Source organism: Acerihabitans sp. TG2, assembly GCF_035013185.1.
Taxonomy (GTDB): domain Bacteria; phylum Pseudomonadota; class Gammaproteobacteria; order Enterobacterales; family Enterobacteriaceae; genus Acerihabitans.
The window spans coordinates 32,822-59,737 of sequence record NZ_JAYGJO010000011.1 but is presented as its reverse complement, the minus strand read 5'-3'; the positions used below and the strand labels follow the sequence as shown (position 1 = coordinate 59,737).

Below are 26,916 nucleotides of genomic sequence, written 5' to 3'. Positions count from 1 at the left end.
ATTAACTCCGGTCCAGGGTACTATCTGCGTGGTTAATCGCCACCAGGTCATTAAGCCAATGGGTGAAATCATCCTCACCGCCGTTGCCCAACATGACCGCTATCGCCAAGCCTAATGCCGAGCTGACCGGCGTGTGGCCGCTGTGGCCGTCGGCCCGCAGATCCAGCACCAGGGTTGGACAACAGAACATGGCCAGCCTGACGATGCGCTGCCAATGCGCCGGCAGCCAGCCACGGTGTTTCAGCTCAGCCAGCAGCGGGCGCCAGTACTCATGCCCTTTGCTGTCCAGAAACGCCCGACGCAGTGGCGTAAGTTGCCAGTTATGACTGACTTTCAACCGCTGGCCCTCACGGGTCACGGTGACGTGGTAGCGCTGCGCTGCGCGTTCAGGCTCATACAGCCAGCAGGGATGGGCGAAGATATTATGAAAGGTGGCCTTGATCTCTGCCAATAGCGCTGGAATGGCGCTGCCGGCGAAGGCGGGGTCAAAACTCACCAGTTCAGGTTGCCCGCCCCGGGTATCAAACCAGACATTGGCATTATGCGCATCGCCATGGGCGGTAAGGGCACCCTGTCCAGCCAGGGCCGACGGCTCCAGACGTTCGCCGGCTTCCAGAAACAATTGTTCAAGGCTATGGGGATATAGCACGCCATTAATTTCCCATTGCAACCGGCTTAGCTCCCGCCAGGGGAGCTGTTCTTGCGCCAGTTGAAATACCTTATCGACGTAAAATAGCTTGACTCGCCCACCTAAACCGGCCGGCTCGCCCGCAGAAAAGAGCCGGTGATAAAACAGTTGATGAATTGGTTCCTTAACCACGCTTTCCTGGCTGCCAGAGACGAGGGTGGGTTGGCTACAGGCCCACAGCGCGCGATCCGCCCGTTGCTGCGCATCAACCACCACGCCCATATTCAGCCAATCATCACCGTCTTCAATCTCGTGGCAAACTTCCGCCAGCCGTTTATTGTTACGCAGCGCATAAAGCAGAATTTGCCGACCGGGTTCACCGCAGGCATAGAGCGGCACATCCACGTGAAACCCCGCATCGCGTAGCAGTCCGGCACGGTAATACTCTTCGATAGTCTGATCTTCACCGTCTTCGTGATGGTATTTAAAGAATAGCGTGCGGTGGTCCGCCAGCGTCACCTGACCGTTAAGGGAATTAAGACTGTATTGATCACGGTTGATTTTCAAGCCAAGCACCGGTGTTGCGGTGATTTGCGCGATTAACCGACTGAGCCGGTCATTGGCAGCTGGCCAATCGCCGGCTTTGGCCAATGCCCTGGCCTGGGCGGCATAAGGTGGCTTAACGTCATCAGACATCGGTCTCTCCTTTGAGGAATTTTTTCCTCAGGTCTGACACCGCTAGCGCGTGGCCGGTGAAACCTTCATATTCGGCGAAACGCTTGGCCTTGACCGCCAGGTTGTCATAACCGGCAGCGGTGACATACCCAATGGAGATCCGCTTCATATAGTCGAATACCGACAAGGGACCCGCGGTTTTAGCTGCACCGTTAGTTGGCAGCACCGCATTCGGTCCTAGCACAAAATTACCCAGGGTAACCGGCGTATGGTTGCCAAGCAGTATCTCCCCAGCGTTGCGGATCTTGGTCATGACTGCCATCGGTTCGTCGGCCAGGATCTCCAGATGTTCCGGCGCATAACGATTAACAAACGCGATGGCCGTCTCAAAGTCGCGGGTCAGGACGATGCCGCCGTGCTCGCCGCACAAGACCCGGCGTGAGAAGTCGGCCCGTTGTTGATCCAATTTGCCCCACAGCGACGGCAATAGTGTAATGGCCTGTTCGGCGACACGGCGGCTGGAGGTCACCAGCCAAGCGGACGAATCGGGGCCGTGCTCGGATTCGATGATCAAATCGAGCGCCGCCAGGGCGCCGTTGGCATTATCGTCGGCCAGAATAATACTTTCGCTCGGACCGGCGGGCACCCCGGGGTCGATCAAATGCGTTAACTGGCGTTTGGCAGCCACCACCCACGGGCTGCCGGGGCCTACAATTTTCAGGCATTTGGGTACGGTTTCGGTACCGAAGGCCACCGCGGCGACCCCTTGTGCGCCGCCACATTTATAGATTTCGCTGATGCCGACAATACGTGCGGCCACAAGCGTCGCATCGTCCACCTTACCGTCCGGTCCCGGCGGCGTAATCACCACCGCTCGCGGCACGCCGGCGACCATAGCCGGGATCGTGGTCATCAGCAGTACGCTGGGGAAAGATCCCTTGCCGCGTGGCACATAACAGGCGACGGCATTGATAGGCACATGGCGATCGCCGGCAAAAGCGCCGGGCTGCATCTCCTTGAGCCACATCTCTTCCGGCTTTTGCGCTTCATGGAAAGCGCGGATATTGCCTGCGGCAAAACGGATGGCCTCAATCACCTCTGGATCGATACGGGCAAATGCCTGTTCAAACTCGCTCTCTTCAGCACGCAGAGAAAAGGTTTCAGGCACCACCGCATCAAAACTGCGGGCAAAACGGATGAGCGCCGCGTCCCCTTCGGTTTTTACTGCCTCGATAATGGGTGCGACGCGTTCGCTGAAAAAGGACAGGTCGGTTTCAGTACGTTTAAACAACGCGTCTGGTAATACGTCGTTGTGGGAAAGATCGTGAAAGATAACGGACATGGTCATAATCCCCTGGGTTAGGCGGGCATGGCCGGATGGCGGATGCGATCCAGCACCAGATGTTGCAAATTGATAAACGCCGGGTCGCGGTTCATGTCTTCGTGGCGGGGCCGCGCGAGCGTGACATCAAAGGTATCGTTTATCACGCCCTGGCCCATCACCACGATGCGATCGGATAACCAGACCGCCTCTTCGATATCATGGGTCACAAACATCACGGTCAGGCGATGTTTTTCCCATATTTCAATCAGCAATTGCTGCATTTGATGGCGGGTCATTGCATCGAGCGCACCGAACGGTTCATCCATCAGCAAAATTTTCGGCCGATAGGACAAGGCGCGTGCAATCGCGACCCGCTGTTTCATGCCGCCGGACAACTCCCCCGGCCAGCTATCACCGGACTGGCCAAGTTTGACCAATTCAAGATGGAGCTGTGCGATATCGCGGCAGTGCCGGCTGGGCGTCCCCGCCGCCTTTAAGGCAAACTCGATATTCTGGCGGGCGGTTAGCCAAGGCAACAGCGTATAGGACTGAAAGACCACGCCCCGGTCAATCCCCGGACCGGTAATGGAAACACCGTCGACACGAACATCACCGGCGTCAAACTCCTCCAGTCCGGCCGCTATAGATAATAGGGTGCTTTTACCGCAGCCAGATGAGCCAACGATGGACACAAATTCGTTATCGTTGAGCGTCAGATCGATACCGTTGATCACCTGATGACGGCTTTTGCCCAGCGGGAAACTTTTTTCCAATTGATGTAGCGATAGGGTCGCCATTAGCTGCTCCTCCGATTGTAACGAAACAGCACCCGTTCCGCGGCGCGCATCACCTGATCAGTAATAAGCCCCAGAAAACCGAGCAGCAGGATATAACCGATAATGGTGTCGGTCTGAAAATAACGCTGCGACACCACAATGCGATAACCCAAACCGGAGGTGGAAGCCACTAATTCCGCTAAGACCAACCAGGTCCAGGCCCAACCGAGGCTAATGCGCAATGCATCCCAGATTGCCGGCATGGCTGCGGGCAGCACAATTTTCAGCATAATAGTACGATCGGGCATGCCAAGTGTACGACCCAAACCGACAAAATCGGCGGGGACACGTTTAACCGCATCGATCATCATTAATACCTGCTGGAAAAACGTGCCAATCCAGATGACCAGAAATTTCTGGAAATCGTCAGTGCCGGTCCACAGAATGGTCAACGGCACAAATGCTACCACCGGCATATAACGGATAAAATCCACCAAGGGTTCGACGATCGCTTTGAACAGACCGTAACAGCCGGCCAGGGTGCCGATGACAATGGACATGACGGACGAGATGACAAAGGCGATGACAATGCGATACAGACTGCTTTTGATATCGCTGGTCAGCACGCCCTCCGTCGCCAGCGACACCATGCGTTGCCATACTCGATCGAGGCTCGGTAAAAACAGCGCCGGAATGGCGCCGCTGCGGGTTGCCGCCCACCATGCCGCGATCAGCAGGGCAAAGACCGTGACCGAGATACCGACAAACTGCCCGCGTGTTGGCGCGCGTCCGATGGTCAGCAAACCTAGCCGACGTTTCCTCGGTCGTTGTCCAGGGGCGGTGCCAGTGATTTTGGATATGCTCATGAGCCCGGAACCTTTTATTTATTCCGCGTTGACAACATCAGCATCAATCACCTGTGCGGCTGTCACCGGCGTGGTGATGATACCGGCGGCGGTTGCGGCTTGTAAAACGTGCTGGAAGGTCTCGTTACTGAATTGATGGCCGAGCACCTGTTTGTTTTCCGCCAGGGTGTAATATTTAACGCCGTCAAAGGCACTATTCAGTTCGCCTGCGCTGGCGCCCACAGCTTTGGCGATAATCGCCCGGTCGGTTTGTGTGTTGCTGTTGTAGTGATTAAGCGCCTCATCCCAGGTGGCTATCAAGGCGGCTACCTGGCCGGGCCGGTTTTTCAGCACCTCATCGCGTACTACCAGGACGTCGCTGATTAAACCGGGATCGTTCTGACCGCTGTAGAGCATATGCACTGAGGGATCATTTTTTATTGCCACAGACAGGTAGGGCTCATAGGTTACCGCCGCGTCAACACGCTTGGCGATCAGGGCAGTGCCAGCGGACGAGGCGGGCATCGGGACAGGTTTGATATCCTTGATGGTCATGCCAGCGGAGGTCAGGGCGCTATGCAGCAGGATATCGCTGGTAGTCCCTTCCTCATAAGCCACACTTTTGCCCTTGAGATCCTTAAGATTGGTGATGGCGCTACTGGTGAGCATGGCATCTGCCGTTTTACTTTGATCGAGCAGCAATACCACTTTAACCGGCAGCCCGGCAGCAATCATTCCCATGGCAGTATGAGTCGCAATATTGGCGGCATCGAGCTGACCGCTGGCCAGTGCGGCATTGATATCTTTATCCTCAGCGAAGTTAATCACGTCAACCTGTTTAAGACCGTGTTTTTTAAACATGCCGTAGTGATTGGCTACATGCCACTGACCATACCCCAGCCAAGGCTCAACGCCCATTTTAAGGGGGCCGGGCTCCGGTGTAGCCGCAAAGCTTGGCGATGTCAGCAGCAGCCCAGAACATAACGTGACGACCAGGTTTTTTTGCAAAGCTCGGTATGAAATCATGTCGGTTTCCTTCTTAGCGGTGGTGTGGGGATAGAATGCTGATGTGTGTCCTTGTATATACAAGAGTATGCAAGAGTGATGCCAATCGACGGTCCACGACGGCCGGGGCTGAGGCAGGAAGCGGGTCATAAAAAGTGCATAAAAACCGTGCACCGCACCGTGGTTGTGCGTCATAACGATCATGAGTTTGGCATAAACCGCAGGTGATTATGCGCTGCGGCAACGGTGCTACAGTTGGCGATGGTTTTACCTTGGTCGTTCTTAACCCTGGCTTGCTAAAAGACGGTATCCCCTTTACTGCGATTGGTCGGCGAAGTGTGTTCAGAATTAATATATTATTATAAAATAAATTATAGTTATTTAAATCATTGCCAATAATAATCATTCTATTTTTAATTAAAAAATAAAAATAGTGGGGAAGGGATGCTGATGTTACTATATTGACGGCTCTCTATTTCTCTCACTAAATGTATTATTTTGTGCGTTCCAGTGTGGGAATTGATTAATAAAAACCCAACATTAATGAATAAAGGATTTTGTATGGCAAAAACGACTTTTTTTTATTCGTTGCTGATATCAGTAGCAATGTTAGGAGGGTGCGCCACTGAATCCTCCCGTACTCTTGAAGTGCAAAAAGTCGCCTCTTATAATACACCTTATCAGGGACAGCGCAGTCTGATAGCCGTCGGTAAGTTTGATAATCGTTCGAATTATATGAACGGCATTTTCTCCGATGGTATTGACCATCTGGGTAATCAATCAAAAACTATCCTGGTGACGGATTTGCAGCAAACGGGGCGTTTCAACGTATTGGACCGCACCAATATGGATGAACTGAAAAACGAAGCGAATATCAAAGGCCAGACGCAAACCCTGAAAGGCGCCACCTATATGGTGACCGGTGATGTGACGGAGTTTGGGCGTAAAGAGGTTGGCGATCAGCAACTTTGGGGTATTTTTGGCCGGGGTAAAACACAAATTGCCTATGCCAAGGTGAATCTCAATATTGTTAATGTACAAACGTCTGAGGTGGTGTTCTCCACTCAGGGCGCAGGTGAATACCAACTGTCCAACCGCGAAGTGATTGGTTTTGGTGGCACAGCAAGTTATGACTCAACGTTAAATGGCAAAGTGCTGGATCTCGCTATTCGTGAAGCAGTGAATAATTTGGTTTCAGGGATTGAACACGGCGCATGGCAACCGACGCATTAAGGGATTAAGAATAAATGTTAATATCACCTAAAAAAATAGTTATTTGTGCGATAGTCGTGTTAAGTGGTTGTGCCACTGCACCTAAAGCCATTTATAATTGGGATAGTTATGAACCTACGGTATATCAATATTATCAGGGGAATAAAACCAGTCCCGATGAACAAATCGCCAAGTTGAAAGCCTCCACTGAAAAATCCAGGGCCACAAACAAAAAAGTGCCACCAGGATTATATGCTCACCTTGGCCTGCTGTATGCCAACACCGGTCGTACCGACCTGGCATTTCAAGAATTCAATACAGAAAAAACGCTGTTTCCGGAATCGGCACCTTTTATGGATTCTTTAATCAACCAACATAAAGGGGCTGTGAAATGAGTCGTATTTTGGCATTAATCAGCGTGGTGTGTGCCTTGATGTTGACGGGGTGTGCAAAAACCACCCCGCGTGACTATACGGCGTTTATGCAGAGCAAACCAAGATCAATTCTGGTGCTGCCACCGGTCAACCACTCACCGGATGTGAATGCCAGCCATAGCCTGCTTTCACACGTGACACGCCCACTGGCTGAGGACGGCTATTATGTATTGCCGGTCGCGGTAGTTGAAGAGACATTTAAACAAAATGGCTTAACCACGGCACAAGATATCCGGGCGGTCAGCGTTGCTAAATTGCATCAGATTTTTGGTGCTGATGCCGTGCTGTATATTGATGTGACCGATTACGGCACAAAATACAGGGTGATACTCAGCGAGACGCGGGTTACGGCTAAAGCAAGATTAGTCGATTTGCGTACCGGACAACTCCTATGGACTGGCGGAGCAACCGCGTCAAATAATGAACAAGACAACAACAATAATAGTGGCTTGATAGGTATGCTGGTCACCGCTGCCCTCACCCAGGTGGCGAATAATCTGATGGATAAAGGCCATGATATTGCGGGTATCACCAGTACCCGTCTGTTATCTGCCGATGTTGCGGGCGGGGTATTGTACGGTCCGTACTCTCCCGACTATGGCAAAAATAACCTTAAGATCTAACCGCCTATCCTGTGTGATGGGGCGTTAATGCCAACATGGCCAGCGATGAATGCTGGCTATGTCAATTCGTTTGATTAGTCACGCCAAATCAAGATCGTAGGCCATCCACTTGCCCTCACATGACATTTCCACCACCATACAACTTTTTGGCCGCTTTCTCGACCGTGCGCAACGACTTGCTACATTCACCGGCTCAAGCCCGCCGCATAATCACGCCCATCGGGGCATTGGTGGAAATGACCGAGACTGGCATATACTGATCGTACGCCAACACCAGATGGCAATTCAGACCGATCGTTTAACAACGTCGAGGGGAAGCCATGCTTATAGCCCAAATCACCGATATTCACGCCGCGCCGGGTAACGGAAATTTAGCGCGACTGCACGGCGTGATCAGTTGGATAGCAACGGTTAGACCAGACCTGCTAATTGTCACCGGCGACCTGATAGACGACGGTTGGCATGCGGGGTACCCACTGATAGAAGCGGAGTTAAAACGGGCTAACTGTCGCTTTCTGGTCTTGCCGGGAAATTCTGATGACAAGGATGCGATGCGTGATTGTCTGCAGGGAACGGTTAAGTGGGCCGATAAAACCGCGCTTCACATCAGTGAGCTGATCATGGGTTTGCCCATTGTCGGAATGGATACCACACAAGCGGGTGAAACTAGAGGTGATATTACGCGACACCTTGACTGGCTGGCGGGAACGCTCGACGGATTTTCTGCGCCCGCGCTTGTATTTATGCATCACCATCTTGTCCCCAGCGGAATAGCGCCGATTGACCGGGTCATGTGTCATGGTGCGAAAGAATTCGGTGAATTAATCACCCAGGTCCGTTTTCCCCCGATAGCGGTATGCAGTGGTCATGTTCATCGTAGTATGTCCGCCGTTATAGCCGGCGTACCCGCGTATATTTGCGGCTCGATCTGCCCTGCCAACCCGTTACTTCTGGATAATCAAATAATCCCGCCAGTAACCGATCCCCCAGCGTTAATGATTCATGATGTAAGGAACGGATATTTGGTCAGTAGTCATGTGAGTGTCTGACGTCGGTCAGATATCTCATCATCTCTGTTGAAAAAAAATATATCATTGGACCTTATTTCACACACAGTTAGCGTGAAAATTCTGCCTATGTCTATGCGAATAATTGCTGACGCACTTTAACCACGTCTTCCAGCGCCCGTTCATGTAACAGATGTTGGTTATGGCTTACGCGTAACTGGCCACGCGTCCATACGCGTTGGATGACGGAGGTGCGTGAACTGCCGAATATATGGCCCGCCAGCGCTTTTTCCACCGGTAATAACGCCATGGCATGATGGTTAACGTCAAGTTCGACAAAATCGGCGCATTGTCCGCTGGCGATGCCATCCACGTTACATCCGCTGGCCTGAGCTCCGCCGCTGACCGCGCCGAGGTAAAGTGCGGTCGCGACCTCTGGGTGATCATCACTGGCACCGATATTGCGTTGGCGTAAATGAAAGCGCTGACTGTATTCCAACATCAATAACTCTTCCGCTACGCTAACAGTAGCATTACTGTCAGAACCCATGCCCCAACGGCCCTGATGCTTACGCCATAATGGATAATCAAAAATACCGTCGCCCAGATTACCCTCGGTGGTGGGGCACAACCCCACGACGACACCCGTTGATGCTGCCTTCTGGTATTCCCGCACAAGATTGGCAAGCGTGTTGATTGATGTATTGTTGTCTTTCACCAATGCTACTAAACCGCCACTGAGATAAGCGTGGGTAAAATCGACCACTTCCGCCCGCGCCGGGGTGATATAAATAGCGGAAACGGCAATATCGGCACGGTGAGCGTTCACACTCGGCACCAGGCCTTTAAAGTCTACGTTGGTCCAACGATGGGGCGATGGAGCACTTGGCCGATGGCCTCGACCAATTCAATATCGAACCCGGAAACAATAACAGCTGATATGACGGTAAAGTCCGCTATTGATGCGTTTGTGAGAAGCAAACCTTGGGCTTTTTTGGTGCAACACCCGGTCAAAACCCCTGACGGCTCTCTCTTTTTGCACCAAATGGGTAATCAAACGGCGGTGATTTGCGGGTGATCACAGAATGCAGTCGGGTATAGTGAAAAACTCTACAATGTTATTGCTATGTTAAATAATTGACCATTAGTGCGGTGCCAACTGCACAGAAAAATCGATTCAGTGTATGCTAGCCGGCGTGTCAGCATGACGTAACTCCCCAGCGCGACAGGAGAATCACCCGTGAATCAAAGCCAGCGCGAACATATAAACAACGTCGTCGCCAGCCTTAGCGATAACGCCCAGCGGCTGGTCATGCGTCAGCATGATCAGACCATTCGCGATTCCTGGCAGCGTTGCGTCGAGTTCCACGGTCTTGACCCGAGCCGTATGCAGGAAGCGCGCATCCTGCCGAGCAATGAACTGCGTGAATATCGCGAAAACCTCGAAGAGTTTCGTCGCATTGCCCATCATGGGCTGGGTGTGCTGTACAAGCAGATCGCTGCCGCGGGTTATGTGGTGCTGCTTACTGATGCCAACGGCATTACCGTCGATTATCTTGGCGACGGTAATGCCGAAATCAGCCTGCGCCGTGCCGGGTTATTTCTTGGCGCGCAGTGGTCAGAAGCCTGGGCGGGTACCTGTGCTGTCGGCACCGCGTTGGCCACCGGTAAAGCGCTAACCGTTCATCAGGCCGATCATTTCGATGCCACCCATATCCCACTGACCTGTACCGCCGTGCCGCTGTTCGATCCCCAAGGGCAGCTTAATGCAGTGCTGGATATCTCCGCGCTAACCTCACCGCAGTCGAAATCCAGCCAGCAGCTGGCATTGCAGATTGCCAAGTTGTACGCACATCAAATTGAAAATGCCTGGTTTGAATACCGCCACCGTACCGACTGGGTACTGAAACTCAGCCCGGCCTCGCCGTTTGTTGAAGTCAGTCCGGACTTTCTGATCGCCTTTGACGCCAGTGGCAAAGTGGTGGGGCACAACCACCGTGCCCAGCGCATGCTAGAGAAAGAACTGGGTAGGGTGACGCCGTCGCCATACAGCCGTAGCACGCTGCTGGGGATGCCGATTGAGCAGTTGTTTAATACCTCCGTCGACAGTCTGCCGGACTGGCTGGCCAGCGCCAATGGCCGCCAGGGCACGCTGGAGCGCATTAACAGCGGCGAAGTGCTGTATGTCACCGCCGTACAGCCTGCGCGACGGCCTGCACGCCATATTATGACCACCCCAGCGGCGCTGCCCGCACCGCTGGCAGCATTGAGCGGTGGCGATCGGGCATTGCAACAACAGTTACAGCGTGCGGCACGACTGCTGCCGGCACCGTTACATTTGGTGGTGCATGGTGAAACCGGTTGCGGCAAAGAATATTTTGCCAAAGCGTTCCATCAGGCCAGCGATCGCCGCAGTCAGCCGTTTATTGCCGTTAACTGCGCAGCTATTCCGCCAATGCTGATCGAAAGCGAGCTGTTTGGTCATCTGCCGGGCAGTTTCTCCGGTGCCGGTAATAAGGCGAAGCAAGGTCTGATCCAGGCGGCTGACGGCGGCACCTTGTTTCTTGATGAAATCGGCGATATGCCGCTAGAGATGCAGACGCGGCTATTGCGCGTGCTGGCTGAGCAGGAGGTGCTGCCGGTGGGGGCCTCACGCCCGGTGCCGGTCAATATCCGGGTGATATCCGCCTCCCATCACGCGCTTGATCAACTGGTCGACCAGGGGCGTTTTCGCGCCGACCTATTCTACCGCCTGCAGGGCGCGCGTATCTCGCTGCCGCCGCTGCGCAGCCGCAGCGATCTCGACTGGCTGATCGGCAAATTGCTGGGCGGAAAAGCCGAGCTGTCGGCAAACGCACGCCAGCGGCTACACCAGCACGGTTGGCCCGGTAATCTGCGCGAGCTGAAAAATGTGCTGGATTACGCGGCGGCTATCTGTGATGGCGGGCGCATTGAAGCCAGTGATCTGCCGGATGGAATCGGTGAACATGCGGCGGCGATCTCCCTGCTGCCGGGCGCGTTGCCTGAAAGCGCCGATATGCCGCCGGAAGGGCAGTTGCTGATGCAGTATCTGCGGACCGCACGCTGGAACCACAGCGCGGTGGCGCGGCAACTGGGCATCAGCCGTATGACGCTGTATCGCCGCATGCAGCGTTTTGGTATCCAGTCACCCAATCGTGACGATACCGTGCAGTAATGTTGTGTTGTACACCTGTTGCAGTCTGTTACGGCTAAACAGGTGACACCTGTCTCACCCCACCGCTGACCTTGGGTAATGCTACCAAAGCAACCACCTGATTCACAATGATTTAACTAATATTTAACCTAAATGGCACGACCTTTGCGTTGTCTTAGTCAGTTGATGACGCAGAGGGGCCGATAATGCTGCATACAGAATCCACTTCCGCCCGTTGGGTCGGCATTATCGCTAACCCGGTTTCCGCTCGTGATATTCGCCGCGCGGTCGGCCACGCGGGTACGCTGCCGCTGGCCGAAAGGGTCAATCTGCTGCTGCGTATGCTGGCCGCGCTGGCGGCCTGCGGTGTTCAGGACGTGCGCATGATGCCGGATCGAGAAGGGTTGCGTGCATTACTGCTGCGTGAACTGACGTCGAGCCCTGTGCGACGGTTGCCTCAGTTGAGCTGGTTGCCGATGGCGGTCAGTGCCACGGTGCAGGACAGTTTTCGTGCCGCCGAAATGATGTGCACGACCGGAGCGGCAGCAATTGTGGTGCTTGGTGGCGACGGCACCCACCGCGCGGTGGCGCGTCATTGCGGTGACGTACCACTGGCTGGGCTTTCCACCGGGACCAATAATGCCTGGCCGGAACAGCGCGAGTCAACGGTGCTTGGCCTGGCGCTTGGGCTTTATGCCTGCGGACGTATTCCGCCTGAGCAGGCGCTGGTGTGGAATAAGTGGTTGGACATCACGCTGGCCGGTGAGCACGACGACGTTCACCATGATATTGCACTGGTGGACGCGGCGATAACCCGCGAGACATTTATTGGTGCGCGTTCGTTGTGGAGCTCGGGCGCGTTGTCGCAGTTGTTCCTCAGTTTTGCGGAACCGCAGGCCGTGGGGCTTTCTTCTATCGGCGGTTTGTTACAGCCAGTCGGGCGCCGTGACGCGGGTGGTCTGAGCATCCTCTTTGGCACCGGCGGTTGTCAACTGCTGGCCCCGGTAGCGCCCGGCGTACTCGACCGGGTTGATATTGCCCACTGGCGGAAAATCCGGCACGCACATGTACATCAACCGCTGCTGCGCCAGGGCGTGGTTGCCCTCGATGGTGAGCGCGAGCTGACCTTTGGCCCTCAGCACCATCTCACCATTGCCCTGCGCGAGCGGGCGTTCCGCTCGCTGGACATCAACGCTTGCCTGCATTACGCCGCCACCGCCGGTTTATTGCGTGATGGGGTCTGAAAGCCCGTCACGTTCTGTCACCCGATCCATCTGGAGATAACGATGAACATCAGAGAAGCAAGCAATTCGGGCAGTCAGCTCAGTGCCGAACAACTACTGAGCGTTTACCGCCGCATGCGCACCATTCGTGATTTTGAAGAGCGTCTGCATGTGGACTTTTCCCGTGGGGATATTCCCGGGTTTGTGCATCTTTACGCCGGAGAAGAGGCTACCGCCGTCGGTATCATGTCGCACCTCAACGACGGCGACCGCATCTCCAGCACTCACCGTGGGCACGGTCACTGCATCGCCAAAGGGGTAGATGTGATGGCGATGATGAAAGAGATCTACGGCAAAACCGGTGGCGCCTGTGGCGGCAAAGGAGGATCAATGCATATCGCTGACCTTAGCAAAGGCATGATGGGGGCCAACGGCATTCTCGGCGCCGGTGCGCCGCTGATATGTGGTGCGGCCCTGGCGGCTAAATTCCGCGCTAGGGGCGAAGTGGGCATTACCTTTGCCGGAGACGGCGCGGCCAACCAGGGGACTTTTTTAGAGAGTCTTAATCTGGCCGCGGTGTGGAACCTGCCGGTGATTTTTGTGATTGAAAATAATGGCTACGCCGAAGCCACTTCACGCAGCTACGCCACGGCGGTGGACAGTTATGTTGATCGCGCCGCCGGATTCGGCATGCTGGGCGTTACCGTTGATGGCACCGACTTTTTTGCGGTGTATGAAACCGCCGGTGAGCTGATCCGCCGCGCGCGAGAAGGCGGCGGTCCGGCGCTGCTGGAGTGCAAAATGGTGCGTTTCTTCGGCCACTTTGAAGGCGATGCACAAACCTATCGCGCGAAGGATGAGCTGGAATCGATCCGCGCCACTCAGGACTGTCTGAAGCTGTTCCGATCGCAGGTTGAACAGGCGGGAGTAGTCAACGCCGACAGGTTTAACGCCATCGACCAAGAGGTGGCGGCGCTCATCGAGCAGGCGGTTGCACAGGCGAAAGCTGCGCCGGAACCCACCGCTGCCGACCTGTTATCCGATGTTTATGTCAGCTACTGAGGGGAATCATCATGGCGCGTAAATTAAGTATGAAAATGGCAATCAACGAAGCGATTGACCAGGAGATGGCCCGCGACCCGAGTGTGATCATGCTGGGGGAAGATATTGTCGGCGGCATGGGCACGCAAGGGGACAAAGATGCCTGGGGCGGGGTACTCGGCGTGACCAAAGGGCTGTATGCCAAACACGGCGACCGGTTGCTCGACACGCCGCTGTCCGAATCGGCCTACGTCGGTGCGGCCATTGGCGCGGCGGCTTGCGGTATGCGGCCGATTGCCGAACTGATGTTTATCGATTTTATGGGTGTGTGTTTTGATCAGATTTTCAACCAGGCGGCCAAGTTCCGCTATATGTTCGGCGGTAAGGCGCAAACCCCAGTCGTGATCCGCGCCATGGTGGGTGCCGGTTTCCGTGCCGCCGCCCAGCACTCACAAATGTTGACACCGATCTTCACCCATATCCCCGGCCTGAAAGTGGTGTGCCCGAGCACGCCGTATGACACCAAAGGCATGCTGATCCAGGCGATCCGCGATAACGATCCGGTGATTTTCTGTGAGCATAAAAACCTCTATGGTTTGGAAGGTGAGGTGCCGGAAAAACCGTACGCTATCCCCTTCGGTGAGGCCAGCATTGTGCGTGACGGCCGCGACGTATCGATTATCACCTACGGGTTGATGGTACACCGGGCGCTGGATGCGGCGCAGCAGTTGGCGACGCAGGGCATTGATGTTGAGGTCGTCGATCTGCGTTCGCTGTCGCCACTGGATATCGATACGGTACTGGAAACGGTGGAGAACACCGGGCGGCTGGTGGTGGTCGATGAGGCACATCCGCGCTGTAATATCGCTACCGATATCGCCGCGCAAGTAGCACAGCATGCTTTCGGTTCGCTCAAAGCCCCGATTGAAATGGTCTGTGCACCCCATACGCCGGTGCCGTTCTCGCCAACGCTGGAAGATCAGTACCTGCCGAGCGCTGCGCGGATTGTCGCAGCGGTACAGCGCACCCTGGAATACCGAGGAAAACACTGATGAGTGAAACCAACATAACCCCGGTGGTGATGCCCAAGTGGGGACTGTCGATGCGTGAAGGCACAGTCAACGAGTGGTTAGTAGAGGAAGGGACGGAAATTACGCCAGGGATGCCGATAGTCAATGTCGAAACCGATAAAATCGCTAATGCGGTTGAAGCTACCGACGGCGGCCTGCTGCGGCGCAAAGTGGCGCAGGAGGGCGATGTGCTGCCCGTGAAGGCACTGCTCGGTGTGCTGGCACCGGCGTCGGTCAGCGACAATGACATTGATGAATTTATCCACAGTTGGGTGGTGATAGCAACCGACGATGATGAGACGCCAGCGGTTGAGACCGACCAATTTATCGAGGTAAACGGGCTACGGGTGCGCTATGTGCGTAAGGGCGATGGCGATCCGGTCGTGCTGTTTATCCACGGTTTTGGCGGTGATCTTGATAACTGGCTGTTTAACCTTGATGCCTTCGCGCACAGCACGGTGGTAGCGCTGGATTTGCCGGGACACGGCCAATCGGAAACCCGGCTAGCGGGCCACACGCTGGCGGAACTGGCGGCATTTGTCGCCGATTTTATGCATGCACTGCAACTGCCCGCCGCTCATCTGGTCGGTCATTCGCTCGGTGGCGCTATTGCTGCTCAACTGGCACTGGATGCCCCGGAAACGGTGCGTTCGCTGTCGCTGATCGACAGCGCCGGATTTGGGCTGGAGGTGAATGAGGGGTACACTCAGGGTTTTATCGATGCGCAGTCGCGGCGCGATCTCAAACCGGTGGTGGAACTGCTGTTTGCTGATCGTTCACTTGTCAGTCGCCAGATGCTTGATGATTTGCTTAAATATAAACGGCTGGACGGTGCAGGCGAATGTCTGAGCGCGCTGCACGATAGCCTGTTTGCCGGTGGGCAGCAATCGACGTTGCCGGGTCGTGAACTGAGCGGTACGTCGCCGCCACTGTTGTTGATCTGGGGCGAACACGATGTGATTATTCCGGCCACTCATGCGCAGTCAGCCCCGATGGGCAGTCGTGTCGAGATTATCGACGGTGCCGGACATATGCCGCAGATGGAGCAAGCGAATCAGGTTAACCGGCTGCTGCAACAACACATTGAAGCAGAATAAGGCGTGTAATGAAGGCTGTGTCTCCGGCCGCGGTTGAGCGCGGCCTTTTTACCTTACCGCGCGGGCGGCTGGTGTTTTGTCCTGACCCGACGCAAGCGGAAGGCGATCTGTTTGAGCGTGCCATCACCGGCGCGGCGGTGGCGCAGTTATGGCACGCGCCTCAGTCGCTGGTGGTGCCCGCCAGCTATAAGCGGTTTGCTCAGCTCGCACAGGTGAGCCAGCAGTTTGCTGACGCCGGATGCCCTGTTTTTTTACGCAAGTCCGGCGGCGGTCTGGTGCCGCAAGGTCCGGGTATTATCAACCTCAGCCTGGCATATCCGCTGGCCCGGACGCTTGGTGATGCGGCAGAAGGGGTCTATCAACAGCTGTGTGGCCTGCTGATCCATGCGCTGGAAAACCTCGGTGTCACCACGGGTTTACAGGCAGTGGCAGGTTCATTCTGCGACGGTCGTTTTAATCTTGCCTGCGGTAAAGGCAGTGCGGCACGGAAAATCGCTGGCACTGCGCAGTACTGGCATGCGATCCCCCGCCAGACGGATGACGGACCCCGCCGCCATGTGGTGCTGGCGCATGCGGTGCTGCTGGTGGACTGCGATTTGGCACTCGCGCATCGTTACGCCAATCAGTTTGAGGCGGCGCTCGGCAGCGGTCGTGATTATCAGGCGTCGAAAACGGTGAGTGTGGCGCAGATGCTGCCGGCAAGTGAGACGGAAGTATGGAATAAGGTGATTGATGCGTTGACTGAGCACATCACCAAAGAGCGGATATTCACCTAGGGCCCAGGCCTGCCTGAGTCACCATTCGGGCGGGGCAGCCCCCGCCACGGTGAGGGTCCTTACAGCATTATTGTGGTGGACGCACCAGGATTTTCACCTGATTTTTCTCTTTCACCAGGGATTCAAAACCCTCGGAAACCAGCTCATCCAACGCGATGCGTTTGGTCACCAGCTTGTCAGCCTGGAAAAAACCCTGGGTCATCAACTCCATGACCGCCGGGAAGATATGGCGATAGGCAATGATACCTTTCACCGTACGTTCGGACAGCACCACGGTATTGGGCTGGAATGATGCTTCGTTTTCCCAGATGGAAACAATGATGGTTTCGCCTTCGTAACGGGTGGCGTCAATGCACTGTTTGAGCACCACCGGCACGCCGGTCACTTCAAAGGAAACGTCGACGCCGCCTTGGCTCAGCTCACGAATAGTGGCAACCGCATCCCGCTCTTTCGGATTGATGACCACCTTGGCGCCCAGTTCACGCGCTTTTTCTGCCCGCTGAGGTGACAGTTCAACCACATAGATCTCTGATGCGCCCGCCGCCCGCAGCGCCTCGATGACCAGCAGGCCAATCGGACCCGCGCCGAATACCGCCGCCTTGTCACCGGCTTTCAGTTTGCTCATACGCACCGCGTGCAGTGCGACGGCCGCGGGTTCAACCAGCGCCCCCTGCTCGTAGGTGAGGCTATCCGGCATACGATGCACCATATGCTCGTCAACCACGGTAAAAGAGGCGAAACCACCGCCACCGCCGGACAAACCGTGGAAACCAAGATCACCACACAGGTTATATTTGCCTTCACGGCAGGCTTCGCACTCGCCGCAGGAAAGGATGGGTTCCACCACCACACGATCACCCACGTTGAATTTGCTCACCCCGGCACCCACTGCTACCACCTCGCCCGAAAACTCATGGCCCATGACAATTGGTGCAATATCGTGGCTGATTTTGTGTGGATGATCCACCGGAATAAAAATGGGTCCAGCCAGATATTCGTGCAGGTCGCTACCGCAGATCCCGGTCCAGGCCACTTTGATTTTTACTTTACCGGCGCTGACCTGTGGTTCTTCAATATCGTCAACCCGGATGTCGTGGGATTTATACCAACGTGCTGCTTTCATTATTGTTGCCCTTGAAAGTGGTCAAAAACCTGTCCATTGCCACCCACGGTGACAGAGGCAGGAACTCAGGGACAATATTTGCGAAAAACGTGCCAGGAAAGGCTAATGTGATTAAAATGTTGATTTAGTGTTTGTTTTTTCGTAATTATTCATGGGTTTATTGTTAATAATTTGTATAAGGTGACACCTGTATCTGATACAGGTGTCACAGCACTAGGTGCGGCACCGCTGGGGAAACCGTTTTCGATGGTTGATCCTGTGGAGTAGAAAAATTCAACCCAGCCACAGTGCCAAGGAAACCATCGAGGCAGAAATGGCAAACTATCGGTCCAGGTCAGGATAGCGTCGGCCGGGATTGCGGTAAAAAGCGATACAGCGTAAATGCGGTGATAAATGTCAACGGCGCCGACCAGGATTGCCAGTCGACATCGGCGTACATCAGGGTTATCCCCACCACCACACTGGCTCCCCAGGCGCCAAGGCCGATAGGATTGATATTGCTATTATCATGGCTGAGCAGCGTGCGCGGTGCCGGTGACAAAATATAGCCCAATGCGACCCCTACCCAGGCCACCACAAAAATACCCTGCCATGCCAATGCCTGAAGAATATAGGTAAACACATTGGCCAACATCAAAATATAAACCACCAAACCAACCAGACAGGCCCAAATAATTCGCCGGCAGCGTAGCTGGAACAACCGGCTAAAAAAGTCCTGCATATTGCTGGTAGCAAGAAAAAAATTGGCCGTGTTGATCCGGGTTTGTGTCACCCAGACAAACAGCAACCCCCAGATACCGAGCAAATTGAGGATTGCCACCACGACCGCAGTTTCGCTTAACCCGCTTTGCTGCGAGAAACTGCTGACCAAATAAATACCGGCCATGCCGTTAAGCAAAAAGGTAATGGAATAGAATGGCATACCGAAATTGATATGGGCGTGATAACGCGTGTCGTCTTGCTTACCGTAGCGGGCATAGTCGAAGGTATACATCATTAATATCCACACCCCCATATAATAGGTAAAACAGTGCCACCACCCATTGGCAGGTGGATTCGCCGGGCCGAATTCCAACCAGTGCGGGTTATAGCCATATTGGCTAATGGACATTGCCACCGTCAGCAGCAGGCCAAGCAAATAAAACGGCAACAATATGCCGTTAAATTTATCCAGCCAATGCTGTACACTGCCAAAAATCAACGGCACGCTGTAGAGCACCACCAGCAGTGCGGCCCCGGCATAGGGTAGCACTGGGAAAAGATGGTGCATGGCAAAGGCGATAACTGAACCTTCAAACACCGCATAATAAATGGCTGTCGAAAAGAAAATCAGTGTCGCCAGGGATGACCCTAATCGACCAAACAACGCATGGGAGAATTGGGAAACCGAGAGTCCGGTTCGTATCGCAAAACGGCTGATCACCGCATTGATCAGTCCGTAGGAAATAACCGATAACACCATGCCGATAAGGGCGTTTTTTGCCCCCCAACTCTGCGCCAGCGAGGCACCCACCACAATATAAAATATGGCGCTGCACACCGCCCACCAGGCCATGGTCAGCGACAGCTTTCCCATACGTTCTGCACCGGTAACCGAACCGTTATCGTTGGCCGGCGGGATAATTTTTATGTCCGAAACATCTGCCATAGTATTGCTCCTGAAGGGGCATAAGGGGGAACACCAACCTTGACCGACACGTGTCGGAAAAGGCAATTTGCAGCGATGGATTGCCGGCTGCAGGCAGCACTAACCCGTTGCGTGGGTCACTCAGATCCACACATTCCGTTGAACGCGGTTATATTACTGACTCAACGCGCTAGGGCGGTGAAAGCCTCTGGACCGAACTACCTCAGCAATGTTTTGGCCCACTGACGTAATGTGGCCAGGCGCTGCTGGTATTGCCGGCGGGCGGACAGCGCTTCTTCCAGTGTCACCGACACAAAACGAACCTGGTGATGGGGTTGTAGTTGGCCAACCCGATCCAGATCGGCGCTGATCACCGTGCCCAATGTCATATATCCCCCACCCGATACTGCGTCGCGCAGCAAGATGATCGGTTCCAAACCTCCCGGCACCTGCACGGAACCAATGGGATAACACGCATCAACAATATTTGACGGGTCGGACCCGGCCCCAAATGGGGGGGTTCTTGGGTGATAAGCCAGCGGCATGCCGCCCTTCAAGCGATAACCTATGCGGTCTGCCTCGGTGCCGACATGCCAGGTATCGGTAAAAAACTGCGCCACCGCATCAGGCGTCAAACGATGGACATACAGGCCGCTTAGCAGACGTAGCGTGACCGTTTTCTCCAGCGGCATAAGCAGCTCATCAGGCACCACCACACCCTCGGTTCCCGGTGTCGTTGTGGTACCTATGGGCAATATATCGCCGGCCTGCAGCCGCCGTCCCTCAACGCCCCCCAACGCGCCCAACGTATAGGTGGAGCGGCTGCCAAGCACTTGCGGCACATTGATCCCCCCGGCGATGGCAAGATAACTACGACATCCCGCTGTGGCAAAATCAAAGCGCAGCACTTGACCGGCCTGGACCCGAAAGGCGGTATTGAGCGGCATTAACGCGCCATCAAGTCGGGGCAGCATACGGGCACCCGACACCGCAACCTGCGCATCCTCGCTAAATTCCAGCTCCGGTCCCATCAATGTCACTTCCAACACGGCCATCTGTTCACTGTTGCCGACCAGCAGGTTTGCCATCCGTAAGGCATACTGATCAAGACCACCCGACGGCGGTATGCCGAGATGGTAAAACCCTTCGCGGCCGGTATCCTGCACTGTGGTTGCCAGGCCGGGTTTGATAACCTTAATCGGCATACAACACCTCCCGCAGATAATGCGTGTAGTCGGCTGAATTGGCGCTGAATTTCTCCAGCTCAAACGTGACAGGACGTATGCGTAGTGTAAAGGTGCCGGCCTCGACCTGTGCCAAAGCCTTATCATAAGTCCCGCGATCGACCGGCCGGAATTGAACGATGTCGCCGGCGCGAAAGAACACCATCGAGTCATGAAAATAGTCGAGGCGTTGTTGCGGATCATAAATGGGGGCCGGGGTCACACCAAACAGTTGATAGCCTCCCGCCCCGCGTACCGAATAAATACAGCCAAAACAACCGCCATGGCCCAAGGCCAGACGTGGGGTATCGGTGCGTGGACGCAGGTATTTGGGCACCTGCAATTGCTTTTCATGTTCTACCATCTGGAACATAAACGGCAGTCCGGCGACAAACCCCACCATGGAGACAAACCAGGGGGTATTGCTGTGCGCGGCAATAAATGCCTCAACCGCGTGATAGCCATTAATTCTGGCGGCATACTCCATATCGGTGGCCTGGGGATCCTGGTGACGGTCGCGAAATCGCATCAGCGTTTCGTGGGTCCAGGGATCGTTATACAACACCGGAATTTCAATAATCCGCGTCACCAGCGCTTTTTCGGCGGTCGCATTCGCTTGTGCACGTTTAACCTGATCAAGCAGTTCATTCGGGGCAATCACATCAGGATTAAAACGAACCTGAAACGAGGCATTGGCCAGGCAGATATCCAACACGCCGGGTAACGCCATCGCTTCCAGTGCCCGGGTAATTGCCATGCCGCGAAAAAAAGCGTTCAGCGACATGGCTTCATCGATCTCAGCGAACAGATGTTCATCACCGCCAAAACTATAACGAATCGCTTTAGTCGTCATTTTACGCCTCCTGCTTTACGGCGGTGCCGGCGGCCACGCGTTCCGCCAGCCAGCATTCCAATGAGGTTGTCGAAAAGTCACCGGCCCGAAGTCGCGCATCGGCAAGCAGCCACTGATGCAAAAACTGCGTGGTTTTAATGCCGGTCAACTGCATCTCTTGCAACGCGGCAGTGGCGCGGGATAAGGCTTGCACGCGGTTTTCACCATAAATAACCAGCTTTGCCAGCAAGGAATCATAGTAGGGGGGGATGCAATACCCGGCAAAAAGATGACTGTCAATTCGCACGCCGGCGCCCTGCGGCCAGACCAGGGTTTTTACCACCCCCGGACAAGGGAAAAACTGTCGGTCGGGATCTTCGGCATTAATCCGCATTTCGCAGGCGCAACCTTGCAGGACAATCTCATCCTGGCGAAGGGTCAAGGGCTCACCATTGGCAATACGTAGCATCCATTGCACCAGATCAATGCCGGTGATCATTTCAGTTACCGGATGTTCAACCTGGATACGGGTATTCATTTCGATAAAATAGAATCGTCCGGTGGTCGTATCGAAAAGATATTCCAGGGTACCGGCACCACGATAGGCCAACTGCTGCGCCAGTTGCAGTGCGCTGTGACATAACGCCTGTCGCTGTGGATCGGTCAGTGCCGGTGATGGCGCTTCTTCAAAGATCTTTTGCCGGCGTCGCTGCAACGAACACTCTCGTTCATACAGATGCACGACATGCTCACCGTCACCGAGTATCTGGACCTCGATGTGACGGGCCTGGGCAATAAAATGCTCCAGATAAACTTCACCACAGCCAAATGCCGCTTTGGCTTCATGCTGAGCCACCGGGAATATTGCCCGCAGTTCCTGGGCATTATTGACAACGCGAATTCCCCGGCCACCACCGCCCGCAGCGGCTTTAATCAACAATGGATAACGGATGTTCTCTGCGACATCCAGCGCATCGGCAAGGCTGTCGAGTGCCTGTTCCGATCCGGGTACCACCGGCACACCTGCTGCCAATGCTGTGCGGCGCGCAGCCGCTTTGTCACCCATCGATCGAATGGTGTCCGGTGTCGGCCCGACAAAGATCATGCCTGCCGCTTCCACCGCAGCGGCAAATTCCGCATTTTCCGATAAAAAGCCATAGCCGGGATGAATGGCATTTGCCCCGCATTCCCGTGCCGCGTTGAGCAGCGCCTGCTGATTCAGGTAGCTTTGATCGGCCCTGGCCCCACCAATAATACAGAACTCATCGGCCAGGCGCGCAGGTAGAGAATCAACATCCGCTTCACTACACGCCGCCACCGTCGGAATTCCCAGCGCCTGCGCAGCCCGAATAATCCGCACAGCGATTTCTCCACGATTGGCGATCAGCAATTTATTTATTTTCATTACTCTCTCCATCCTGCCGGGTTGGACCATGACCGACGTAATAAGAAAAACGTATACATCCGTCATATTCCAACTGCAGGTGTGTTAACTGCGCCCTCTACCCCGGTCACATCGTGTTCCTGACAGATTTTTCGCGTAATTGCCCTCTGTCGGTAACTCGAATTATTTAGGTTTCGTTAGCTATCGATTTTAATAATGGCAATCATCTGGCCGGGTTCAATGGCCTCGCCATTACACACTTGAAATTCCTTTAATTGCCCAGACTGGTCGGCATACACTTCAGTAAACTGTTTCATTACTTCAATCAGGCCAATGACCGTATGTTCCAGAACCTTATCGCCAACCTCCACAAAGCAAGGCATATCGGGTGCCGGCTGACGATAAAAAATTCCCGGTAGAGGAGAAAAAACCTCATACTCATTCATATTGATGACTCCTGATTCTGAATTATTTTAAAAAAAACGGTTGGTTTTCCCTGGTGCTTTAATTTGAATAGACGATATTATTAATAATTCTCGAACAGCTTTGAGCAAAGACAGCGCGCCCGGCGTATCGCTATGAATGCAAATCGACTCAAAAAAAATCGGAATATCTTCTCCTTCCACGGTACGCACTTTGCCTTCCTGGCAGGCACGCAGCACCTTTTGTGCAACCTGCTCGGGGTCCAGCGCATCCGTCCGGCGAGTGAACACAATAGAACCACTGAGGTCATAATCGCGGTCGGCATAAAATTCACAAATAACAGGGTGTTGAACCTGTTTTGCTGCCCGCCAGACCGCCGAGTTATGCATGCAATACAGCAACAATGCCGGCGCTAATTCGTGCAATGTGTTGACAAATAACTGTGCCGCCGCGTCATCGTTTGCCAAATGCATATACAATGCACCATGAGGTTTAATATGCTGCAATGGTAATTGATAGAGTAAAGCAAATTCTCGCAAGGCGCCTAACTGATAAACAATGTCATTAACCAATTCATCCGGTTGCATATTGACATGCCGCCGGCCAAAACCGACTAAATCGCGATAGCCAGGATGAACGCCAATTTCAACACCATGGTATTTTGCCATTTCGACAGTTTTGCGCATCACATTAGGATCGCCGGCATGGAATCCGGTGGCAATATTGGCAGAACTTATGAATGGCATAATGTCGTTGTCAATATTGTCACCCATTATCCATGCGCCAAAGTTCTCGCCCATATCCGAATTAAGATCAACTTCTTTTATCATAATTATTTCTTATTGATGATGTGTTTATTTAAAAATAATATAAGTGTAAAAAAATAGATTCGGAAAGAAGTATTTTTTGATACTAAGCCATCAAAAAAACAGAACGCTCGTTAATCGCCGCATAAATCAGCGATTAGCGTCACGCTTAGCCTGAATGCGGGCATTCCATACCGGAGAACCGGATGTTAACTCTACGCCAGATTCGTTATTTTGTGGCCACCGCAGAAATGGGGCAAATCTCCCAGGCCGCCATTCATTTGAATATATCCCAGTCCGGCGTCACTAGCGCCATCCAAGAACTGGAAATCCTACTGGGCAAACCGCTGTTTCGGCGTTCGGTAAGAGGTATGGCGCTAACCGAAACCGGTAGCCATTTTCTCAACCATGCTTACTCGATTTTGCGCAGTGTAGATGACGCACTGCATATCCCATCCAGCGATGAGCAGGTACAGGGTGAGTTGAACCTGGCCGCCTCCTATACGGTGATGGGTTATTTTTTGCCTCATCATTTGCAACGCCTTTCTTCCGGTTTCCCCCATCTGCATATTAATTTATACGAACGTGAACGCAGTGACATTGAACGCGGATTATTGGACGGGTCCTTGGATATTGCGCTAGTACTAACAGCAAACCTGACGCATCCGGGCATCACCTCGGAAACCCTGTTCAATTCCGAACGTCGCCTCTGGCTGCCCAGCCATCATCCACTGTGTGCTAAGTCCCAGGTCTGTCTCGCAGATGTCGCCCCGGAACCGTTTATTATGTTAACCGTGGACGAGGCCGATCACAGTGCCATGCGGTATTGGGAAGCGGGCGGGCAACAACCGCGGGTGATGTTGCGCACCAGTTCAGTCGAAGCGGTGCGCAGTATGGTGGCCGATAGCCTGGGCGTGGCGATCTTGTCAGATTTGGTGTACCGACCTTGGTCGTTAGAAGGTAAGCGCATTGAAACGCGTTCCTTGGTGGACCCGATACACCCCATGAGCGTCGGACTGGCCTGGCGTAAAGAGACGCGTTTTACGCCCTCGATGAATGCGTTTCGCGCCTGGTTTCGTAACGCCTTTCTGACCCCACAGATGAATTCCCCCCGGCGCTAACGCCGACGTGCGGCGATATAACACGAAAAACAGGTTCTATTGATTTTTTGTCGCATATGAAAAGGGGTCGTTGCGGCTCCTGTCATACACCCGTTCACCGGCCACATAGGTGGCTCTCACACAACGATCGTCCCCCAGTGTCATCAGTACGAAGAGTTTTTCAACGAAATCGTGGGTGTATTTCATGCGAAAGTCTATTAATGGCGAAGACGCAAGATCCAGCACCACAAGATCGGCCTCATAACCCGCTGCCACCTTGCCGATCTTGTCTTCCAGATAAAGCGCTTGTGCGCCGCCGGCGGTTGCCATATAAAAAGCATGCAGTGCCGTCAATTGGGTGCCATTCAGCGCTGAGACTTTATAGGCGTCGCTTAACGTCTGCAACTGTGAAAAGCTGGTGCCAGCGCCAAGGTCGGTGCCAAGTCCGGTTCTCACCGGCCGTGATGATTTTTTTGCGGTAAATAACTGGAACAGGCCGCTGCCGAGGAACAAATTCGAGGTTGGGCAATGTGCCAAAGCCGAGCCTGTTTGATGGCACTGGCAGAAATCCTCTTCTGTCATATGGACAGCATGACCGAAAATCGCCCGCGGTCCAGTCAGCCCCGCATGAGCATAAACATCCAGATAATTTTTCTTTGATGGAAAAAGTTGTTTGACCCAAGCGATCTCATCCGTGGTCTCGCAAAGGTGCGTCTGCATATAGGTGCCGGGGTTTTCTTGCCAAAGGCGGCCAGCGGCGGCGAGTTGCTCTTCCGATGAGGTTGGCGCAAAACGGGGCGTTATGCAGTAGAGTTGACGTCCGTTACCATGCCATTTTTGTAGCAGTCGCTGACTTTCCTGATAACCGGTTTGTGCACTATCCAACAACGCCTCCGGGGCGTTGCGGTCCATAAGCACTTTCCCCGCAATCATCCGGGTATTGAATCGGGTCGATTCTTCAAAAAAGGCTTCTACCGATTGTGGATGCACGGTGCAATATACGGCAGCGGTTGTGGTGCCGGCACGTAGCAGTTCGCGCAAGAACAGGGCAGCCACGTTTTTTGCATGGTTTTTATCGGAAAATTGTTGTTCGGCAATAAAGGTATATTGATTCAACCATTCCAGTAAATGTTCACCAAATGCACCAATCATTTGCGTCTGCGGGTAATGGACATGGCAATCAATGAAACCTGCGGTGATAACACAGTTTGGATATTCAATGACCTCGATATCAACCACTGCTGCACATGAATATGCAGATACTGACCGGATTTTCCCATCCTGAATGACCACTAGGCCATCCGGATAGAAAGTATAACTTTCGGCCGGATCGGTGTGGAAAGGATCATGTTTAAAGGTCAATACCATGGCGCGAAGCGCCGTTAATCGATTGTGAGCCATCGTATCCCCATCATTGTTTACGCGGTAACCAGCCAATCATGTGATCTGTTCGGTTCAGGAGAAGATAGCGTTGTTATCGTTAAGAA

The 26,916-nt window shown here is 54.0% G+C and carries 25 protein-coding genes; 11 read left to right on the top strand and 14 right to left on the bottom strand.

What is annotated here, in order from left to right:
* Position 1: 1 nt before the first annotated feature.
* Genes SJI19_RS11770 through SJI19_RS11750 form a run of 5 tightly spaced genes read right to left on the bottom strand, consistent with a single transcriptional unit; the run spans position 2 to position 5,274 of the window.
* On the bottom strand, positions 2-1,324 hold the full coding sequence (locus SJI19_RS11770) for a hypothetical protein (protein WP_323478449.1): 1,323 nt from the start codon (positions 1,322-1,324) through the stop codon (positions 2-4).
* Complete coding sequence (hisD, locus tag SJI19_RS11765) at positions 1,317-2,651, bottom strand: histidinol dehydrogenase (protein ID WP_323478448.1); 1,335 nt, start codon at positions 2,649-2,651, stop codon at positions 1,317-1,319. Before hisD ends, SJI19_RS11770 begins: the two co-directional genes overlap by 8 nt.
* A gap of 11 nt (positions 2,652-2,662) precedes the next feature.
* A complete protein-coding gene (locus SJI19_RS11760) occupies positions 2,663-3,424 on the bottom strand; it encodes an ABC transporter ATP-binding protein (protein ID WP_323478447.1) in 762 nt (253 codons plus the stop codon).
* Entirely contained in the window at positions 3,424-4,269 is an 846-nt protein-coding gene (locus SJI19_RS11755; RefSeq protein ID WP_323478446.1) for an ABC transporter permease, read from the bottom strand. Before SJI19_RS11755 ends, SJI19_RS11760 begins: the two co-directional genes overlap by 1 nt.
* Before the next feature lie 18 nt (positions 4,270-4,287).
* Positions 4,288-5,274, bottom strand: coding sequence for an ABC transporter substrate-binding protein (locus SJI19_RS11750; protein WP_323478445.1), 987 nt, complete (start codon positions 5,272-5,274; stop codon positions 4,288-4,290).
* Positions 5,275-5,814: 540 nt separating this feature from the next.
* Here SJI19_RS11750 and SJI19_RS11745 point away from each other — a divergent pair.
* The 4 genes from SJI19_RS11745 to SJI19_RS11730 all read left to right on the top strand — a co-directional run bounded on the left by SJI19_RS11745 (position 5,815) and on the right by SJI19_RS11730 (position 8,571).
* Entirely contained in the window at positions 5,815-6,486 is a 672-nt protein-coding gene (locus tag SJI19_RS11745; RefSeq protein WP_323478444.1) for a CsgG/HfaB family protein, read from the top strand.
* A gap of 14 nt (positions 6,487-6,500) precedes the next feature.
* The gene (locus SJI19_RS11740; RefSeq protein ID WP_323478443.1) at positions 6,501-6,860 is read left to right on the top strand and encodes a DUF4810 domain-containing protein; all 360 of its coding nucleotides are present in this window, start codon (positions 6,501-6,503) and stop codon (positions 6,858-6,860) included.
* Positions 6,857-7,522: a DUF799 domain-containing protein gene (locus SJI19_RS11735; protein WP_323478442.1), complete on the top strand. Its 666-nt coding sequence runs from the start codon at positions 6,857-6,859 to the stop codon at positions 7,520-7,522. The genes SJI19_RS11740 and SJI19_RS11735 overlap by 4 nt, the downstream gene beginning before the upstream one ends.
* 320 nt (positions 7,523-7,842) lie before the next feature.
* On the top strand, positions 7,843-8,571 hold the full coding sequence (locus SJI19_RS11730; RefSeq protein WP_323478441.1) for a metallophosphoesterase: 729 nt from the start codon (positions 7,843-7,845) through the stop codon (positions 8,569-8,571).
* 91 nt (positions 8,572-8,662) lie between these two features.
* On the opposite strand, the gene SJI19_RS11725 is transcribed toward SJI19_RS11730, so the two are convergent.
* Entirely contained in the window at positions 8,663-9,436 is a 774-nt protein-coding gene (locus SJI19_RS11725) for a transporter substrate-binding domain-containing protein (protein WP_323478544.1), read from the bottom strand.
* A gap of 333 nt (positions 9,437-9,769) precedes the next feature.
* Between SJI19_RS11725 and SJI19_RS11720 the strand changes: the two genes are divergently transcribed.
* The 6 genes from SJI19_RS11720 to SJI19_RS11695 all read left to right on the top strand — a co-directional run bounded on the left by SJI19_RS11720 (position 9,770) and on the right by SJI19_RS11695 (position 16,911).
* Positions 9,770-11,725, top strand: coding sequence for a sigma-54-dependent Fis family transcriptional regulator (locus SJI19_RS11720; protein ID WP_323478440.1), 1,956 nt, complete (start codon positions 9,770-9,772; stop codon positions 11,723-11,725).
* A gap of 185 nt (positions 11,726-11,910) precedes the next feature.
* On the top strand, positions 11,911-12,948 hold the full coding sequence (locus SJI19_RS11715) for an ATP-NAD kinase family protein (RefSeq protein WP_323478439.1): 1,038 nt from the start codon (positions 11,911-11,913) through the stop codon (positions 12,946-12,948).
* Between the two features lie 42 nt (positions 12,949-12,990).
* Positions 12,991-13,989, top strand: a complete 999-nt coding sequence (locus SJI19_RS11710; RefSeq protein ID WP_323478438.1) for a thiamine pyrophosphate-dependent dehydrogenase E1 component subunit alpha — start codon at positions 12,991-12,993, stop codon at positions 13,987-13,989.
* Between the two features lie 11 nt (positions 13,990-14,000).
* Positions 14,001-15,020: an alpha-ketoacid dehydrogenase subunit beta gene (locus SJI19_RS11705; protein ID WP_323478437.1), complete on the top strand. Its 1,020-nt coding sequence runs from the start codon at positions 14,001-14,003 to the stop codon at positions 15,018-15,020.
* Positions 15,020-16,135 (top strand): acetoin dehydrogenase dihydrolipoyllysine-residue acetyltransferase subunit, encoded by a 1,116-nt coding sequence (locus tag SJI19_RS11700; RefSeq protein WP_323478436.1) that lies wholly within the window; start codon positions 15,020-15,022, stop codon positions 16,133-16,135. The genes SJI19_RS11705 and SJI19_RS11700 overlap by 1 nt, the downstream gene beginning before the upstream one ends.
* An 8-nt stretch (positions 16,136-16,143) precedes the next feature.
* Positions 16,144-16,911, top strand: coding sequence for a lipoyl protein ligase domain-containing protein (locus SJI19_RS11695; protein ID WP_323478435.1), 768 nt, complete (start codon positions 16,144-16,146; stop codon positions 16,909-16,911).
* A gap of 67 nt (positions 16,912-16,978) precedes the next feature.
* On the opposite strand, the gene SJI19_RS11690 is transcribed toward SJI19_RS11695, so the two are convergent.
* The 7 genes from SJI19_RS11690 to SJI19_RS11660 all read right to left on the bottom strand — a co-directional run bounded on the left by SJI19_RS11690 (position 16,979) and on the right by SJI19_RS11660 (position 24,353).
* Positions 16,979-18,034, bottom strand: a complete 1,056-nt coding sequence (locus tag SJI19_RS11690) for a 2,3-butanediol dehydrogenase (protein WP_323478434.1) — start codon at positions 18,032-18,034, stop codon at positions 16,979-16,981.
* 334 nt (positions 18,035-18,368) lie between these two features.
* A complete protein-coding gene (locus SJI19_RS11685) occupies positions 18,369-19,682 on the bottom strand; it encodes an allantoin permease (RefSeq protein ID WP_323478433.1) in 1,314 nt (437 codons plus the stop codon).
* Between the two features lie 197 nt (positions 19,683-19,879).
* The gene (locus tag SJI19_RS11680; protein ID WP_323478432.1) at positions 19,880-20,866 is read right to left on the bottom strand and encodes a biotin-dependent carboxyltransferase family protein; all 987 of its coding nucleotides are present in this window, start codon (positions 20,864-20,866) and stop codon (positions 19,880-19,882) included.
* Positions 20,856-21,737 (bottom strand): allophanate hydrolase subunit 1, encoded by an 882-nt coding sequence (locus tag SJI19_RS11675; protein ID WP_323478431.1) that lies wholly within the window; start codon positions 21,735-21,737, stop codon positions 20,856-20,858. Before SJI19_RS11675 ends, SJI19_RS11680 begins: the two co-directional genes overlap by 11 nt.
* Before the next feature lies 1 nt (position 21,738).
* Positions 21,739-23,121 (bottom strand): acetyl-CoA carboxylase biotin carboxylase subunit, encoded by a 1,383-nt coding sequence (locus tag SJI19_RS11670; RefSeq protein WP_323478430.1) that lies wholly within the window; start codon positions 23,119-23,121, stop codon positions 21,739-21,741.
* Between the two features lie 176 nt (positions 23,122-23,297).
* Positions 23,298-23,546: an acetyl-CoA carboxylase gene (locus tag SJI19_RS11665; protein ID WP_323478429.1), complete on the bottom strand. Its 249-nt coding sequence runs from the start codon at positions 23,544-23,546 to the stop codon at positions 23,298-23,300.
* 27 nt (positions 23,547-23,573) lie between these two features.
* Positions 23,574-24,353 (bottom strand): 5-oxoprolinase subunit PxpA, encoded by a 780-nt coding sequence (locus SJI19_RS11660; protein ID WP_323478428.1) that lies wholly within the window; start codon positions 24,351-24,353, stop codon positions 23,574-23,576.
* Positions 24,354-24,535: 182 nt separating this feature from the next.
* Between SJI19_RS11660 and SJI19_RS11655 the strand changes: the two genes are divergently transcribed.
* On the top strand, positions 24,536-25,450 hold the full coding sequence (locus SJI19_RS11655) for a LysR family transcriptional regulator (RefSeq protein ID WP_323478427.1): 915 nt from the start codon (positions 24,536-24,538) through the stop codon (positions 25,448-25,450).
* A 36-nt stretch (positions 25,451-25,486) separates the two neighbouring features.
* On the opposite strand, the gene guaD is transcribed toward SJI19_RS11655, so the two are convergent.
* Positions 25,487-26,830: a guanine deaminase gene (guaD, locus tag SJI19_RS11650; protein WP_323478426.1), complete on the bottom strand. Its 1,344-nt coding sequence runs from the start codon at positions 26,828-26,830 to the stop codon at positions 25,487-25,489.
* Positions 26,831-26,916: the final 86 nt, after the last annotated feature.